The 16,139-nt window shown below is 70.7% G+C and carries 18 protein-coding genes; 14 read left to right on the top strand and 4 right to left on the bottom strand.

Features of this window, described 5'->3' with window-relative positions:
* The first annotated feature begins 7 nt into the window (after positions 1–7).
* The 7 genes from V6V47_RS16130 to V6V47_RS16100 all read left to right on the top strand — a co-directional run bounded on the left by V6V47_RS16130 (position 8) and on the right by V6V47_RS16100 (position 6,068).
* Positions 8–277 carry a lasso peptide biosynthesis PqqD family chaperone gene (locus V6V47_RS16130; RefSeq protein WP_334629033.1) on the top strand — a complete coding sequence of 90 codons (270 nt, stop codon included), beginning with the start codon at positions 8–10 and terminating at the stop codon, positions 275–277.
* Positions 262–693, top strand: a complete 432-nt coding sequence (locus V6V47_RS16125; RefSeq protein WP_334629032.1) for a lasso peptide biosynthesis B2 protein — start codon at positions 262–264, stop codon at positions 691–693. Before V6V47_RS16130 ends, V6V47_RS16125 begins: the two co-directional genes overlap by 16 nt.
* A complete protein-coding gene (locus tag V6V47_RS16120) occupies positions 690–2,003 on the top strand; it encodes a glycosyltransferase (protein WP_334629031.1) in 1,314 nt (437 codons plus the stop codon). Before V6V47_RS16125 ends, V6V47_RS16120 begins: the two co-directional genes overlap by 4 nt.
* Positions 2,000–3,187 carry a class I SAM-dependent methyltransferase gene (locus V6V47_RS16115; protein ID WP_334629030.1) on the top strand — a complete coding sequence of 396 codons (1,188 nt, stop codon included), beginning with the start codon at positions 2,000–2,002 and terminating at the stop codon, positions 3,185–3,187. Before V6V47_RS16120 ends, V6V47_RS16115 begins: the two co-directional genes overlap by 4 nt.
* A complete protein-coding gene (locus tag V6V47_RS16110) occupies positions 3,184–4,116 on the top strand; it encodes an ABC transporter ATP-binding protein (RefSeq protein WP_334629029.1) in 933 nt (310 codons plus the stop codon). The genes V6V47_RS16115 and V6V47_RS16110 overlap by 4 nt, the downstream gene beginning before the upstream one ends.
* Before the next feature lie 71 nt (positions 4,117–4,187).
* Positions 4,188–4,997 carry an ABC transporter permease gene (locus V6V47_RS16105; protein ID WP_334629028.1) on the top strand — a complete coding sequence of 270 codons (810 nt, stop codon included), beginning with the start codon at positions 4,188–4,190 and terminating at the stop codon, positions 4,995–4,997.
* Between the two features lie 117 nt (positions 4,998–5,114).
* A complete protein-coding gene (locus V6V47_RS16100) occupies positions 5,115–6,068 on the top strand; it encodes a cyclase family protein (RefSeq protein WP_334629027.1) in 954 nt (317 codons plus the stop codon).
* A 139-nt stretch (positions 6,069–6,207) separates the two neighbouring features.
* Here V6V47_RS16100 and V6V47_RS16095 read toward each other — a convergent pair whose 3' ends face one another.
* Positions 6,208–6,336 carry a lasso RiPP family leader peptide-containing protein gene (locus tag V6V47_RS16095; RefSeq protein ID WP_334629026.1) on the bottom strand — a complete coding sequence of 43 codons (129 nt, stop codon included), beginning with the start codon at positions 6,334–6,336 and terminating at the stop codon, positions 6,208–6,210.
* 242 nt (positions 6,337–6,578) lie between these two features.
* Here V6V47_RS16095 and V6V47_RS16090 point away from each other — a divergent pair, with 242 nt between their 5' ends.
* On the top strand, positions 6,579–9,347 hold the full coding sequence (locus tag V6V47_RS16090; RefSeq protein ID WP_334629025.1) for an ATP-binding protein: 2,769 nt from the start codon (positions 6,579–6,581) through the stop codon (positions 9,345–9,347).
* Positions 9,348–9,442: 95 nt separating this feature from the next.
* Here the strand turns inward: V6V47_RS16090 and V6V47_RS16085 are convergent, their stop codons facing one another.
* Positions 9,443–10,546, bottom strand: a complete 1,104-nt coding sequence (locus V6V47_RS16085; protein ID WP_334629024.1) for an LPXTG cell wall anchor domain-containing protein — start codon at positions 10,544–10,546, stop codon at positions 9,443–9,445.
* 408 nt (positions 10,547–10,954) lie between these two features.
* Here V6V47_RS16085 and V6V47_RS16080 point away from each other — a divergent pair, with 408 nt between their 5' ends.
* The 5 genes from V6V47_RS16080 to V6V47_RS16060 all read left to right on the top strand — a co-directional run bounded on the left by V6V47_RS16080 (position 10,955) and on the right by V6V47_RS16060 (position 13,474).
* Complete coding sequence (locus V6V47_RS16080) at positions 10,955–11,239, top strand: hypothetical protein (RefSeq protein WP_334629023.1); 285 nt, start codon at positions 10,955–10,957, stop codon at positions 11,237–11,239.
* 51 nt (positions 11,240–11,290) lie between these two features.
* Complete coding sequence (locus V6V47_RS16075) at positions 11,291–11,947, top strand: HAD family hydrolase (RefSeq protein WP_334629022.1); 657 nt, start codon at positions 11,291–11,293, stop codon at positions 11,945–11,947.
* A gap of 80 nt (positions 11,948–12,027) precedes the next feature.
* Entirely contained in the window at positions 12,028–12,495 is a 468-nt protein-coding gene (locus V6V47_RS16070; RefSeq protein ID WP_334629021.1) for a hypothetical protein, read from the top strand.
* A 3-nt stretch (positions 12,496–12,498) separates the two neighbouring features.
* Positions 12,499–12,756, top strand: coding sequence for a hypothetical protein (locus V6V47_RS16065; RefSeq protein WP_334629144.1), 258 nt, complete (start codon positions 12,499–12,501; stop codon positions 12,754–12,756).
* 58 nt (positions 12,757–12,814) lie between these two features.
* Positions 12,815–13,474, top strand: a complete 660-nt coding sequence (locus tag V6V47_RS16060) for a dihydrofolate reductase family protein (RefSeq protein WP_334629020.1) — start codon at positions 12,815–12,817, stop codon at positions 13,472–13,474.
* 57 nt (positions 13,475–13,531) lie between these two features.
* Here V6V47_RS16060 and V6V47_RS16055 read toward each other — a convergent pair whose 3' ends face one another.
* Together V6V47_RS16055 and V6V47_RS16050 are read right to left on the bottom strand one after the other, a co-directional pair.
* Positions 13,532–14,233 carry a hypothetical protein gene (locus tag V6V47_RS16055; RefSeq protein ID WP_334629019.1) on the bottom strand — a complete coding sequence of 234 codons (702 nt, stop codon included), beginning with the start codon at positions 14,231–14,233 and terminating at the stop codon, positions 13,532–13,534.
* A gap of 171 nt (positions 14,234–14,404) precedes the next feature.
* Positions 14,405–15,343: an alpha/beta hydrolase family protein gene (locus V6V47_RS16050; RefSeq protein ID WP_334629018.1), complete on the bottom strand. Its 939-nt coding sequence runs from the start codon at positions 15,341–15,343 to the stop codon at positions 14,405–14,407.
* Positions 15,344–15,462: 119 nt separating this feature from the next.
* On the opposite strand from V6V47_RS16050, the gene V6V47_RS16045 reads away from it, so the two are divergent.
* Positions 15,463–16,053 (top strand): TetR/AcrR family transcriptional regulator, encoded by a 591-nt coding sequence (locus V6V47_RS16045; RefSeq protein WP_334629017.1) that lies wholly within the window; start codon positions 15,463–15,465, stop codon positions 16,051–16,053.
* Positions 16,054–16,139 lie beyond the last annotated feature (86 nt).

Below are 16,139 nucleotides of genomic sequence, written 5' to 3'. Positions count from 1 at the left end.
GAGTGAGATGACTATCGCGCTGGCTCCAGAAGTGACCTCAGCCGAAACCAGCAACGGTCTTGTGCTGCTCGACCAGCGGTCGGGCCGCTATTGGCAGCTCAACGGCACCGGAGCGGTGACCGTGCGGATGCTGCTCGACGGCCGGACGCCCGACGGCGTCGCGGCCGCCCTCCGGGAGCGGTTTCCCGACTCCGCGCGACGCGTCGAAGCGGACGTGAATTCGCTGGTGGGTGCGCTGCTCGACGCGAGGCTGGTGGAATCATGCCCGCCGGAGTGATGCTCGAGCGTCCCACGACGCCGCCCCTGTCGCTCGTGCCGGGCGCTGTCGTCGCGGCCGGTCTGGGCCGGGTGCTGGCGCGGATCACACCCCACCGGCTGCGGGAGGTGCTGGAGTTCGCCCGCCGCGGCGCCCGCCCGGCGACGGAGGCGGAGGCTGCCCGCGCGCGCAACGCGATCATCGCGGTCAGCCCCCGCTGCCGGGGCCAATGGTGCCTGCAACGGGCGATCGCCACGGCGCTGCTGTGCCGGGCGGGGGGCGCCTGGCCGCAGTGGTGCACCGGCGTGCGGACAGAGCCGTTCCAGGCCCACGCCTGGGTCGCCGTCGATGGCCGGCCGGTCGGGGAGCCCGGCTCCGACATCGGCTACTTCCAGGTGATGATGGCGGTGCCGCCGTTGGGCCGGGACGCGTCATGAGGGTCATGTTGTGCACCTACGGAAGCAGGGGGGACACCGAGCCCTACGTCGCGCTCGCCTGTGCGCTCAATGCCGCCGGCCACGAGGCGATCCTCGCGGCACCCTCGACCTACGCGGGTCTCGCCGCCGGGCACGGCGTGGAGTTCGTCGCCCGCGACGCCGGGCTCCTCAACCTCATCCACGACCCCCGGATGCGCAGGCAGATCGAGGACGGCAGGGCGACGGGGCCCAACCCCGAACTGGCCCTGGAGATCCGCGACCGGCTGTTCCCCGCCCACCTCAACGGTCTCCTGGAGGCCGCGGCAGGCGCCGATCTGGTCGTGCACCGTGCCGACCACGGGCACCACATCGCCGAGAAGGTCGGGGTGCCCGGCGTGCTCGGCCTGCTCAATCCGCACGGTGTGACCTCGGCCTACTACCCGACCATCGACGCGCTGGGCACTGCGCCGCCCCGACGGGACGCTGACGGGTCCAGCCGCGAGAACCTGCGCAGCCATCTGCGGGCGCGGCTCCGGGGCGAACCCGCGTCCACCCGGCAGTGCATCGAGCGGTGGCGGGAGCGGGACCTGGGACTGCCGCCCCGGGCGGGCATGCACGACCGGTTCCATCAGGTCGACAACCGCCCCGTCCCGATCCTGCACGCCTTCAGCCGGCACCTCGTCGAGCCGGCGCCCGACTGGCCGCCATGGGTCCACACCACCGGCTACTGGTTCCTGCCGACTGAGCGGGTGACGCCCCCGCCGAGTCTGGTGCGATTCCTCGACCAGGGCGCGCCCCCGGTCTTCTTCGGCCTCGGCAGCCTGGTGGGCACCGACCCGCGGCGGACCGGCCGGATGGTCGTCGAGGCCACCCGCCGCGCGGGGGTGCGTGCGGTGGTCGTCGCCGGTGCCGGCGGCATCGTGATCGACGAGCCACGCGAGACCGACGATGTCCTGGTCGTCGACGACGTGCCGTACGCCTGGCTGTTCCCCCGGGTCCGCGCGGCCGTCCACGCGGGCGGTCTCGGCACCACGCACCACGCACTCGCCGCAGGCCTGCCGCAGGTCGCGCTGCCGTTCCACGTTGAGCAGATGAGCTGGGCGGCAGCCCTGCACGCCCGGGGTGTCGCGCCACCGCCGATCTGGCAGCGCGACCTGAGCACGACCACGCTCAGCGCCGCCGTACGAGCCTGCCTCACCGATCCCGCCCTCACCCGCGCCGCCCACGCGCTGGGCCGGAACCTCCGCGGTGAGGGCGGGGCCGCCGCCGCGGTCGAGGTCCTGGAAGCCACCTACGGCCCGCGCCTTCGAAGGACAGGAGAGGCAGCATGAGTACGCTCCGTGAGGCAACAGAACTTCGCGCGCTGATCCGCTCCGCGGCTGCCGGCGACGACGCGGTCGCGGAGGCCATCACCCGGCTGGGACCGGCCCGCGTCGCGGCGACCCTGGTCGACGAGTTGGTCAGCCGGGCCGACCTCGGCGAGGTGGGCCCGTTGCCGGGGCCGGTGACGATCAGGTTCGATCTGGACTTCGACGGTCGTACCCTGGCGTACCCGGTGTTCCTGGAAGAGGGCCGGGTCTGGCACGGCCCGGACGGCCCGGACGGCGCCCGACCGGTGCTGGTCGAACTGGAGCTCGTCGCCCTGGCCAGGGCGGTGTTCGGTGGGCCGATGGCTCCCCGCGCGTTGTGCCGGCGGATCGACTGGGGTGACGTGGACGACCCGCGGGAGTTCATGGTCGGTGTCGCCGCCGCTCCCGTGGTGCAGCGGCTGCTGCGCGGCACCGCCGACGAACCGGCACGGCTCGACGAGTTGGCGCTGATGAACGGCTCCGACAAGTGGGGCCCGCACTTCTACACGCCGATCTACGAGCGGCACTTCGCGCCGCTGCGCCAGCAGGACCTCACCATTCTGGAGCTGGGCATCGGCGGTTACGCCAACCCGGGCGGCGGCGGTGGTTCGCTGCGGATGTGGAAGCGGCACTTCCCGAGGGCGCTGGTCTACGGCGTCGACGTGTACGACAAGAGTGCCGCCGCCGAACAGCGCGTGTTCCCCATCCAGGGTGACCTCTCCGATCCCGGCTTCGTCGGCGGCCTGGCGGGGAGGCTCGGCCCGCTCGACATCGTCATCGACGACGGCAGCCACGCCTGCGCCGACGTGATCCTCGCCTTCCACGCGCTGTTCCCCGCCCTCCGCCCCGGCGGCCTCTACGTGATCGAGGATCTCCAGACCTCCTACTGGCCCTCCTACGGCGGCGACGCGACGAACCTCCACGACGCCAGCACGAGCATGGGTTTTCTCAAGCAGTTGCTCGACGGCCTCAACCATGAGGAGCACGACGCCGAGGGCAGTAACAGGCCCACCCGGTTCGACACCACGCTGGTGGGCGTGCACTTTTACCACAACGTCGCGGTGCTGGAGAAGGGCCGCAACGCGGACGGCCCGCTGCCCGGCTTCGTCCGGCAACGCCCGGCGACCCAGGTCGAGCGAGCTGACCGGCGGGAGGTGCCGGTGTGAACGCCGTCGTCGCCGAGTCGCTACGCAAGTCCTACGGCGGCGTCGCCGCGGTCGACGGCCTCGACCTCAAGGTCGCGACAGGCGAGATGTTCGGCTTCCTCGGCCCCAACGGCGCCGGCAAGTCGACCACGATCGCGATGCTCTGCACCCTGACCCGCCCGGACAGCGGCCACGCCAGCGTCGCCGGGTTCGACGTCGTGCGGTCGTCCACCGACGTACGCCGCCACATCGGCCTGATCCTGCAGGAGAGCACCACCGACGGCGACCTCACCCTCATGGAGAACCTCCGGCTCCACGCCCACCTCTACGGCCTGCCCCGCCGCACGTTTCCCGCCCGGGCCGGGCACCTCCTCGACCTCTTCGGTCTGGCCGAACGGCGCGACCAGCTCGCCAGGACCCTCTCCGGTGGCATGCGCCGGCGCCTCGAGATCGCCCGGAGTCTGCTGCACGAACCGGCGGTGCTGTTCCTCGACGAACCGACCGCCGGCCTCGACCCGCACAGCCGGGCCGGCGTGTGGGATCACATCCACGCGCTCCGCCGCGATCGCCCGCTCACCGTCTTCCTGACCACGCATCATCTGGAGGAGGCCGAACGCTGTGACCGGATCCTGGTGCTCGACCGGGGTCGTGCGGTCGTGCGGGGCACGCCCGCGGAGCTCAAGGCGACGGTACGCGCCGACGTCGTGCGGCTGAACACCGCGGACGACGCCCGGGCGGCGATGCGGATCCGACGGGACTTCGCGTGCGACGCGACGGTGGACGCGCAGGGCGTCCGGGTGGTCACCGAGAACGGCGCGGCCCTCGTACCCCGGCTGTGCGCGGTGCTCGACACGCCCATCAACGCGGTGCACGTCTCGCCTCCGACGCTCGACGACGTCTTCCTCCATCACACCGGTCGTGCGGTCAGGGACGGTGATCACGCCAGATGAGACAACACACTGTCACGAGAAGCAGCACGGTCCCGTCGACCGACGACGCCGTGCCCACGGGTGGGTCGCTCATGCGTGAGCTCCGGGCGGTCTGGGCCCTGTGGCAGCGCGAGATGCTGCGGCTCATGCGCAGCCGAGCGCAGGTGGCGATGACCCTGCTGAGTCCGCTGCTGTTCCTCCTCCTGCTCGGGCCCGGGCTCGAGACCATGCTCGACACCCCGGCCGCAGGCGCCGGAGGGGAGGGTCGAGGCAGCTACGTGGCGTTCCTCTTCCCCGGAATCCTGATCATGGCTGTGCAGATGCCCGCGCTGCGTGCCGGCGGTGCCATCGTCCGCGACCGGGAGGCCGGCCTGCTGCGCGCGACCCTCGTCGCGCCCGTCCGCCGCGACACACTGCTCGTCGGCCGGTGCTTGGGCGGCGCGAGCGCCGCCGCGGTCCAGGCCGCACTGCTGCTGATCCTCGGACCGCTGGTGGGGCTCCCCGCTGACCCGGGCCTGCTCCTACTGCTCTTCGGCGCGTTGTGGCTGGTCGCCTTCTCCCTGACGATGCTCGGCGCGCTCGCCGCCGTGCTCATCCGCCGGGTCGAGACCTTCCAGGCGCTGCTCGGCATGGTGACCCTGCCGCTGGTGATGCTCTCCGGCGCGATGTTTCCGGTCGGTGCCCTGCCCGGATGGCTGACGCCGGTCATCCTGGCCAACCCGCTGACCTACGCGGTCGACGCGATCCGCCGGCTGGCCTCCGTGGAGGGCGTCGGCCCCGCAGCGGGCGGCCCGACCTGGGGCGGCTGGCAACCACCCGTCGCCCTCGAACTCGCCGCCATGCTGCTGCTGGGCCTCTTCGCGCTCGCGGTCGCCGCCCGCCGCTTCAACCGGACGGGCTGACCGCCCATCGGTGTGGACGAGTCAACCGATCGACCGGTCATCGCGGTCTTCGATCCAGCGGCGGGATACCCTACCTGCGGTGCCGCGCACCGCGTGACCAGAGGAGTCGATGCTGGAATGACGGCAGGGCGACCGACGCCCACCCAGGACGACGTGCTCGGATACTTCGACACGCTGTCGAACTGGGGACGGTGGGGCGACGACGACGAGATCGGGACTCTGAACCACGTCACCGACGACGTCCGGCTGGCGGCGGCGCGGGCCGTGCGCCACGGGAGGAGCGTCTCCTGTGCGTGGGAGGTCGCCGTACCGCACGACATGGAGCGGTCGACGACGACGTGCCCGTGCGCCGCGGACATGCCGGGTGCCGAGAACATGCCCGCCAGCTTCCACGCCGACCGGCGCTGGGGCTTCTCGTCCGAGCGGCTCGGCATCACGTTCCACGGCAATACCCTCACCCACGTCGACTCGCCGTGCCACATCTTCTGGGACGGCACGATGTACAACGGGCGGTCGCACTCGTTGGTCGACGCCGCCACCGGATCGGCGTGGGCGGCCGTCACGGCGGCGGCGAACGGGATCATCACGCGTGGTGTCCTGCTGGACGTCGCGCGGGCCCGCGGTGTGCCGTGGTTGGACCCGGGGCAGGGTGTGTCTCCCGACGATCTCGAGGAGGCCGAGCGTCGCCAGAGTGTAGAGGTGCGACCCGGCGACGCGGTACTCCTGCGCACCGGCTATGGCCGCTTCCGCCACGAGACCGGTGCGGCCAGCGGTTTCACGCAGGCTGGCTGGCACGCGTCCTGCCTACCCTGGCTCCACGAACGCGGCGTCGCGCTGATCGGCGCTGACACCCCCCAGGACGTTCAACCATCGGGGTACGACGACGTGCTGATGCCCGTTCACGCCGTGGGTCTCGTCGCGATGGGTCTGTGGCTGCTCGACAACTGCGACCTGGAGGCGTGCGCGACAACGGCCGCCGAACTCGGCCAGTGGGACTTCCACCTCACGGTCGCGCCGGTCCGCTTCGCTGGCACGTCCGGCAGCCTGGTCAACCCGATCGCCACGTTCTGACCGCAACCGGCGTCCGGCGTTCCCGACCCAGGTTTAGTTCACCCTGCCCAGCGGCCATCCGCTGCTGGACAGAGCGCCGCCGTGGCCGCCGGTGAGGCGACCACGACGGCGATTCCGGCCAGGCTGTCGGTGGACGGGATCAGGTCCCACTCCACCAACCGATCATGTCGACATAGTCCTCCGGAAAGCTCACGCCGTTGGTCAGAGCCACGAAGTCGCCCACCTCGGCCAGCGCCGGCGGCTCGTAACGCATCGTCTTGTCCTGCATGGAAATCACCTCCTCGTCTTTCTCGTCTCCACACAGCGAACAATTGATTGCGGGTGCCGGCAATCGATGGATCCTGTCCGGGACAAGCCGTTGCGTGCCAACAGCAATTCTTCGGTAGTCTCGGACAGGAGTCCGGACAGGACAGTGTCGTCGCGCCGGGCCTTGCGAGGCGGTCACGCCCGCACGCCTAACGCGGGGGGCGGCAGATGTCAGACGATGACGTCGCATTCGACATGACAGGCGTGGAACAGATACTCCTGCAACTGCGTCGGCTCAAGCAGGAGTCCCGGCTGACCTACCGCGAGTTGGAGGGCCGTGCCACCGCGGTCGGCGACGTCCTGCCGCGTAGCACGCTCGCCAGCGCGCTGCGCGGGCCGGGCCTGCCCCGACGCGAGGTTGTCGCCGCCTATCTGCGCGCCTGCCTCAACCCGACCGATGCCGAACGCTGGTTGCGTGGCTTCGACCGGCTTGTCGCCGCGAACGGCTACGAACCGCGCGGTGCGGTGCCCGCGGTCGAGACTGACGTCACGGTCGAGGCGAGCCCGGGTGGGATGGTGGCCTCGTCGGGTACGCGAGCCGCGCCGCTCCCGAGGCAACTCCCGACGCTGGGGCGACACTTCGTGGGCCGGCGGTCCGAGCTGGTCCTGCTCGACAAGGCGCTGCTGGCCGACGACAGCCAGGTCGTGGTCGTGTCGGGAATGGCGGGTGCCGGCAAGACGGTGCTCGCCGTGCGGTGGGCGCACGCTGCCGCGTCGGCGTTCCCGGACGGTCAGATCTTCGTCAACCTGCGGGGGTTCGGGCCGCAGCCGGCGCTGACGGTGACCGCCGCCCTGGTGCATCTGCTGGGCAGCCTCGGCGTCCCGGCCGACCAGGTGCCAGCCGACGAGGAGCAGGCGGCGGCGCTGTTCCGGTCGATGACCGCTGACCTGCGCCTGCTTGTGGTGCTCGACGATGCCCGTGACGCCGACCAGGTGCGGCCGTTGCTGCCGGGCGGCCGACACGCGCGGGTGGTCGTCACCAGCAGGGACCGCCTGCTCGGCCTGGTCGTGCGCGACGGGGCGGGTGCCGTCGCCGTCGACGTGCTCGACGAACCCGACGCGGTCGACCTGATCGGTCGGGTCGTCGGCCCGGCCGTGCTCGCGGCCGAGCCCGCCGCAGCCCGCAACCTGGCCCGGATCGTGGGCTGCCTCCCGCTGGCGGTCCGCATCGCCGCCGCCGACCTGCCGAGCGGCCTCGCTGACCCGATCGCGACCCGGGCCCGCCAGTTGGCCGACGGCAGTCGCCTGACCCACCTCGAGACGCGTGGCGACCCGGGCAGCGCGCTGGCCACCGCGTTCCGTCACTCCTACAGCCGGCTCGACCCTGCGGCGCAGCGGCTGTTCGCGCTGATCGGGCTGTTACCCATGACCGAGTTCGACCAGGCGGTGGCGGCGGCGCTGCTCGGCGTCCCGGCGAGCGCGGCCGAGCCGATCGTGCTGGGTCTGGCCGACGCGCACCTGCTCACCGTCGTCGGGTGCCGCATCGTCGTGCACGACCTCGTGCACGAGTACGCGGCCGGCCTCGTCGTGCAAACGGCCACCCGGGCCCAGCGTGAGGCCGCGGTGCGCCGCGCCTACGGCTACTACCTGCGCCGGCTACTCGCCGCCGGGCGGCTCCTGTCTCCGCAGCTGATCCAGTTGGAGAACCACGGGGGAGAGGTGTTCGGCGATCCCGGTGACGCGATCGCCTGGCTCGACCAGGAGTACGAGCACCTGCGGGCCGCAGCTCTGCTCGCCAGTGACCGGGGCGTGCCCGACATGGCATGGCGGCTGGCCGCCGCGCTGCGTGTGCGGTTCATGTCCCAACGCGACCTCGACGGCTGGTTCGCCGTCACCCGGGCCGGGCTCGCCGCCCTCCGCGCTCACCGCGCCCGAGCCGGAAACGCCCTGCGGGTCCGGGCGGTACTGCGTACAAGTCTCGCCCTGGCCCACCTGTTCCTCGGCGAGCCGGCCGAGGCCATGACCAACGCCCGATGGGGGGTGCGGTCCAGCCGCCAGGCCGGCTGGCTGCGGTGCGAGACGTCGGCCCGGTCGATCCTCGCCGTCCAGCACTCCCGCATCGGGCATGTCCGGGCCGCCGAACGGCAACTGATGCACGTACGCAACCGGCAGCTGGCCGCCGCCGACACGTCCGGGGCGGGGATCGCGCTCAACAACCTCGGCGCCGTGCGGATACTGACCGGCCGGCTCGATCTGGCCGAACCCGACCTGGACCGGGCGCTGGTGCTGCACACCGCCAACAACACCCGCCGGGCGATCGCCTCGGTGTTGATCAACCTCGGGCATCTCGAACTCGAGCGGGGCCGGCTCACCTCGGCGGGGGAGCGGTTGACCGGAGCCGTCGACCTCTACGAGCGGCTCGGTGATGTGGAGGGGCAGGCCGCCGCGTCCGGCTACCTGGCGGTCGTGCGTCTCTTCCAGGGTGACGCGACCACCGCCCGCCGGATCGCGGTGAGCGGTCTGCGGGCCCTGCGCGGCCTCACCGACCCGCACGCGCAGGCGTTGCTGCTCTGCGGCCTCGCCACCGTCCGCCGCGTGCTGGGGCAGCACCGGCTCTCCATGACCTACCTGCACCGGGCCTTGCGACTATCTCTCGTGGCCACGTCGGCCCAGCCCTACGCCGAGGCGCTCATCGGTCTGGCCCACGGGCACCTGCGCCGCGGCGAGCTCGACCTTGCTGGTGCCTGGGCGTCGCAGGCGCTGGAGCTGACCCGTGAGGCCGGCTATCGGGGCTTCGAGGGGATGACACTCGGGGTCCAGGCGGCGATCGCCGCCCGTGCCGGCGACCGGGCCGGCGCGGCGCGGCTGGCCCTGGAGTCCGTCGACATCCTGCGCGAACGCGGATTCGACCTGGCCCTGGCCCACAGCCTGATCGTCCATCGCGAAGCGACCGGCGACGGCGGCGACGATGCCGAAATTGAGACCCTCCTGGCCGAGGCCGCAGAGGATTTCCGCTCCAGCAGCGCATGGTGAGGATCCCGCTGGTGCGGCATCGAGCGCGTGCGTCGGGCGCGCTTGCTCGATCCCGCAGGGTCCACGATGCGGCGGTGCGGCACCGGCGGCGGCTGTCAGACGGTGAACCGGACCCGACGGCGCCGGGCCAGGACGAACAGGGCCGCCCCCACGACCAAGAGAAGGCCTGCACTGGCGACAACGCCACCGGTCGACTGGCCGGTCACCGGGAGGCCGCCACCCCCGCCGATGCCGCAACCCGCCGGTTGCTGCCAGAGGTACGGACCGTTCAGGTGGCCGGCCTGCGGGTCGAACTGGTCCGAACGAAGGGTGACAGCCAAGCCGGCCACGGCACGGAACGACACGTCGGCGGTGGTGCCCACGGGGATGGTCCGCCGTTGCTCCCGACCATGGTTGGGGTCGAAGGTGATGATCAGGTTCGTGTGGGCGGCCGATTCTGTCACCGTGATGACGAATTCGTCGCAGGTCGCGCGGGTGCGGATGTCAGGGGTGGCGCAGTGGCTGGGATCGAAGGCCCAGAAGTGCTGGCCCACTGTCTCCCCGTTACGTGCGTTGATCACCGACACTATGTCGAAGCCCCGGGGGACCACGATGTCGTTCGCCGACCCGCCCGGGCCCAAGGTGACGGTCCGCGAGAATCCGGCGGGCGCGGAGACGATCACCAGGTCGACCGTCCGCCCGGCTGGAGGGTTCGCCAGGTCGACCAGCATGCTGCCGTCGCACCTGGACTGGATGGTGACCGTCGGCTCGGTGGGTGGCTGCCCGCATCTGCCGTCGAGCGGGGTGGATGCGCCGAAGCCGGACGGCTCGTTGTAACCGTCGTCCCATTGCATCCACACCAACAGCTCGGCTCCGGTGGCGGTGCCCGGCAGCGTCTGGGTGCCAATCACCGGCTTGCCGACCGAGTGTGGGAAGTCGCCCTCGGGGCTGGCGGCGATGTTGTCGACGGTGGTGCCGGACGGATACAGCTCGACCTTGACGAACCGGTACCGCGTCGCGTCGGTGGGGGCGGCCTCGGCGAGAATGGTCCATCGGATCTCGTAGGTGCCGTCGGCCGTGCACCGCACCTCGTGATTGACGCTGGGATGCGGGGGATCGGCGCTGGCCGGGGCCGTGAAGACCAGGGTTCCGGCGAGGCTGACCACGGCCGCCCCGAGGGCAGCCATTGGTCGCCGTCGCCACAATCGAAAACTGATCATGGGCACTCCTGCGATGAGGTGAGCCGGAGTCAATCAACCCGGCCGGCGCGTCTCGCCCTGATGGCGTCTCTGAATGCCTACCGCCGCGTCACTCGGCGGTAGGAACGACCGGTGGGCCCGGGCAGATGCTAGCGGCGTCGGCGCCCCGGCGATGGCCCGTGACGCTCGCCCGACAGGCTGGACGCGACATGGAGGTGGTATGCGGCGGCACGAGAACGATGATCAGGGTGTTGCCGTTGGCGGCTCTCCGCACGGTGAGTCGTTCGAGCATTGGCTGCGGAGCGGGGGAGACGGGCGATGACCACGGAAATCGTCCGACTGTGGGCTGAGGGTTTCGCACCTGCTTGGGACGGTATCTATCGCGCGGATGGCTCCGCACGCGCCATCGACCTGACGGGTGGAGCAGGATTGGACGGTTTCGAGCTCGGTCCACCGATCGACCTGACCGCGATGCTGAGCGAGGACCCCGACAACCTGAGCTGCGTCGACATCCATCGTGGTGCGTACGCTGCCTTTCTGGCGCACCCGAGGATCCGGCTGGAGCACCGGCTCAACCCGACCGACCACGCGCTGTCCGACCACCGGGTGGTGTTGGCTCGCACCATAGAGGAATTCCGTGACCGGCACCTGCGGGCACCAGCGTTGCCGCATCGCGGTGACGGCCGGTGGGCGCCGCGTCAGCGCTCGGTCTGATAATCATGAGAGTCGTTCTGAGGGCAACGCGACCGTGACGGGGGAACGTGAATGATCAACGCGATCTTTTTCGACATCGGCGGGACGATTCTCGACGAGTCCCGCGAGTTCGCGACCTGGGCTGACTGGCTCGGCGTTCCACGGCACACGTTCTCGGCGGTCTTCGGTGCGGTGGTCGCCCGGGGTCTGGACTATCAGGAGACGTTCCGGGTCTTCCGGCCCGACTTTGATCTCGCAGCCGAGCGCGCGCTCCGCGCCGCCGCTGACGAGCCGGAGTCGTTCGGCGAAGAGGATCTCTACCCCGACGCGCGGCAGTGCCTGGCGTCTCTGAAGGATCAGGGCCTGTTCGTCGGCTTGGCCGGCAACCAGCCAGCTCATGCGGAGGCGCTCCTTCGTGGTCTCGACCTCGACGTGGACGTGATCGGCACGTCGGAGAGCTGGGGCGTGGAGAAGCCGTCATCGGCCTTCTTCGAGCGTGTCGTTCGCGAAGGCGGCGGCGACGCGTCTTCGATCCTGTACGTCGGCGATCGGCCCGACAACGATGCGCGCCCGGCCAGGGAGGCCGGTATGGAGACGTGCCTGATCCGGCGTGGTCCGTGGGCTCACATCCTCGACATTCCAGCCGTGTCGGAGCAGTGCCTGTTCCGCATCGACTCGCTGGACGAACTCCCGAGCCTGATTGCGAAGCACAACGCGGTGGGCGGCTAGGTCGCCCACTGGTCTACGCCGATCACGGCCGCCACGGGGTCGGGCCACGTCACCGACCAGCCCAGAAGACGGAGGAGGCCATGGCCTTGCGGTTCGAGCATCGCGACACCGAGGTCGACGTGAGCCTCGTCGACCGCGTGTGGCGCACCCGCTCTGACGCGGAGGAGACGATGACGTCCGCAGCACGTACCTGCTGGCATCTGGTCCTCTCGCGGGCGCAGGGACGCCTGTTCGCCAGCCTGCGTGGGCCGGAGACGAGGGCGACCATCGCACCGGTCCCGCCGGGCACCGAGTTCCTCGGGGTCCGGTTCGCGTTCGGCGCGGTCTTTCGGCCGCACCCTGCAGCCTCGATCGTCGATGGGTACGTGCCGTTCCCGGTGACGGAATCGGGCAGGATCGTCATCGGCGGCGAGGGCTGGGAGGCGCCGACGTTCGAGAACGTGGAGCACTTCGTCCGCCGACTGCAGGCCGCTGGTCTGGTGGTGCGCTCGCATCTCGGGGACGAGGAGCAGGTCGCCGAGCATCCCGAAGCCAGCCCGACCGAATGAACCCTGCAGCGTCGCTACCGAGCGATCATCGGAGTCTCACGAGCCGCCGTGAGGCAGATCGACCGCGCGAACGCCGCAGCCACGATGCTGCGCGACGGCCGTGACTGGCGCACAGTCGCCGACACGCTGGGGTACTTCGACCAGGCGCACCTCGCGCACACGCTGCGTCGCTACGTCGGGTGCACCGCAGGTGAGCTGCAGGCGGGCCATTCCGCCGCGATGTCGTTCCTGTACAAGACCCACTCTGGGCCCGGCAGTTAACGTCCGTCCGCCAGCCACTCCTGGCCGGCTGTCCGTGACCCGAACCCACAGGAGAATCGTGCTGCTCAGCGTCAACACCTTCGTCAGTCTCGACGGCGTCATGCAGGGACCCGGAAACCCCGACGAGGACCGCTCCGGCGGCTTCGACCGCGGCGGGTGGCTCGTCCCGCACGCCTCCATGCACACCACCAAGGTCGTCGAGAGCTGGTTCCGTACGGCCGACGCGTTCCTCTTCGGCCGCACCAGCTTCGGCCTGCTCGGCGGGTACTGGCCGAAGGTCACCGAACCTGACAACCTGATCGCCACCAAGCTCAACACGCTGCCGAAGTACGTCGTCAGCTCTACGGTGACCGACGGCGAAGCCGACTGGAGCCCGACGACGGTCCTCCGCGGTGACCTGGTCGACGAGGTACGCCGCCTCAAGGAGCTTCCCGGCAAGGAACTCCAGGTGCACGGGAGCTGGAAACTCGTGCAGACGCTGCACCAGGCAGGTCTCGTCGATGTCTACCGGCTGCTCCAATACCCGGTCATCGTCGGCACGGGGAAGCGCCTTTTCCCGGACGGATCGACGCCCGCGACGTTCGCAACCGTCGACGAGAGCTCGCACGTACTGCCCGGCGGCGTCGTCTCGCTGACCCTCAAGCCCACGAGCCTCGGCGCGATCTCCGCAGGCGCGTACACCGTGGGCGGAGGGCGCTCGGCGACGGTCCTCGGCTGACATCGGCGCCTGGGTCGGCGGCTTCAGCGGACGAGGCCCCGCCTCGTTGCGGCGTCCTCAGACGAGCAGTTGCTCCCGCATCCTCGCGCCCAGATTGATCCCACCTACCGCCCGCGGGCCGGCCGGATCGTGCACGTCGATGGTGTTGTTGCGGCGCATCAGCTCGCGGACCGCAGGTGGCAGCCTCGGTGGGTCGTCCATGACCGCGAGGATCTGCCCGGCAGTGGCGATCAGTCGATCGGCCAGGGCCGCGGCATCGGTGTCGACCCGGACCCGGCCGTACTCCCAGCCGGCGGTCGTGAGGTCGAGCACCTCGAACACGCGGGTCACGAGCGGGTTCGGGTCGGTCACCCGGTCGAGTCGTCGCGCGCGGTCGCCGAGCACCGCGACCGCGGCGGACACCTGGGCGTACGGGTGGAAGCCGCAGGGCAGCGCGAACAGGGGCCACCGCAGGCCCGGGCCGGCCTCCTTCCACAGCGGCCGGTAGTTCCGGCGGTGGACGAGGAGTCGCCGGCCCGTCCGGCGGTGGATGTCGTGGGCTTGGGCCAGGAGGTCCGCGTGGGCTTCGTCGGCGACCTGGCTGACGATCCGGGCCGCCACCACCAGGCCGTCGTCACTGTCCAGCAACCCGGTGAGCGACTCAACCTGCGCGGAGAACCGGGCGTCGTGCCGAGACTGGATGTCCCGTAGCAGCGACTCTTGCCGTCCCGCGTCGAGCTGGACCCGCCCGCCGCCCAGCAACCGCCGGAGCCAACGCATTTTGCCTCGTTTCAGCAGTGCCGTCCCGGACCGCGGCAATGCTAGTGCGTGGCACCTGCCTCATACGGTGTGGGGTCGCCGTCGCCGTCGACGCCGTCATCGCCGCCGCGACCACCACCTGGCGTGCCGGCACACGCTGCCGCCCGCAATGACCAGCGCGAGGGCGGCCCGTTACTTGGATTCGAGCCGACCGATGGGGGCGGGGTCGTTCGACAACGCCTTCTGTGCCGCTGCCCAGCTGTCATCCTCGATGTCGAGGGCGTGCCGGAGGTAGGCCCAGGTGAGGTGCTGGATCAGCGCGACCCGCTCGGGGTTGGCGTCCGTGGTCTCCTGAGCCTCGTAGCCGGTGATGCCGCCGAGTGAGTGTTCCGCTCCGAACAGGGTGAGGAGGCTCTTGCTGCCGGGGCTCAAGTGGTATGGCTCGGCCATCCAGTCCGGGCCGCGGACGGTCAGTTGGTACTTCCGCGGGATCTCGTCCTGATCGCCGACGACCACGAGGGCCGGCGTGGCCATGTGCGCGAAGCTGGGATTCATGTGGGGCAGGTGCTCGGCGGCGAACGGTGTCAGGTTGGCACCGCCTTCCCCCGCCGTGGCCAGCAGCACGCCCGCTGTGACGCGGGGGTCCGACAGGTCCGCCTCCTTCTTGCTGGACGGGTCGAGGACGCGCATGCCGAGCAGGTTGCCGGCGGTCTGGCCGCCGAACGAGTGGCCGGCCGCGGCGATCCGGCTCCGGTCGAGACGGCCGCCGAGGCCAGGAACGGCGTCTTCCAGCAGATCGAGCTGGTCGAGGACGCGCTTGAGGTCCTCGATGCGTTCGCGCCAGATCCGCGGTGTGCGGGGATCGTCCTTGGCCAGGCCCATCGTCCTGGAGTCGAGGTGGGTGGGCTGAACCACCACGAAGCCGTGCGCGGCCCAGTAGTCGGCCAGGGGGCCGTAGCCGTCCATCGATGAGCCGGAGCCGTGCGAGAGCACGATGATCGGCAGGTTGGCCCCGGTCGTCGGCGCGGACACCTTCACCCGCAGGTCGACGCCACGGCCCGCTGATCGCAGCACCACCGGCTTCACCGAGACGATGGGCGCGGGTGTACGGAGGGTTACGTTCGAGGTCAAGGGGTCCTCCGCAACAGTTGTTATCGCGGTCCCGCATCTGCCATCATGGCGAAGTGGGACGCTGTCCCGATTAACGATATGGGACACCGTCCCGTTTAGCAAGCAGGGTGGGAGGTTCGGTGGTCGACGCCGTCAATCAGGGGTCCGCGCCGGCAGCCCGGCGCAAGCGCGCCGACGCGCGCCGCAACCAGGGGGCACTGCTCGACGCGGCCGCCGCGGTCTTCGTGACCTCGGGAGTCGAGGCGCCGCTGCGCGACATCGCCGCCAGGGCGGGCGTCGGCACGGCCACGATCTACCGCCATTTCCCGACGCGAGCGGATCTGATCGTCGCCGTCTACCGGCACCAGGTCGAGAGCCTGGCCGAGGCCGGGCCGGCCCTGCTGGAGAGCAGCGCCACCCCCTATGCCGCGCTCAAGCAATGGATCGACCTGTTCGTCGACTTCGTGGTCACCAAGCAGGGGCTCGCCGCCGTGTTGCAGTCCGACGACCCCTGCTACGACCCGCTGCACTCGTACTTCCTCGAGCGGCTCGAACCGGTGTGCGCCCGACTGCTCGACAGGGCCGCGGCTTCGGGGGAGATCGGGTCCGGCCAGGACGCCTACGAGCTCATGCGCGGCGTCGGAGGCCTCTGTGCCGGCGCGGGCCATGCCCGCTACGACCCACGCCGGCTGGTCGAGATCCTCGTCGCGGGCCTGCGCCGTCCGTGCTGACGGCACCATCGAAACGGACAAAAAATCATCAAGGCGTACGGGCTGGCGCGCCAAACTTGATTGGTTCCAGAACAGTGAGCTAGTGT

It is taken from the genome of Micromonospora sp. CPCC 205539 (assembly GCF_036906815.1).
In the GTDB taxonomy this organism is placed as follows: domain Bacteria; phylum Actinomycetota; class Actinomycetes; order Mycobacteriales; family Micromonosporaceae; genus Micromonospora.
This window is presented reverse-complemented; position numbering and strand designations above follow the sequence as displayed.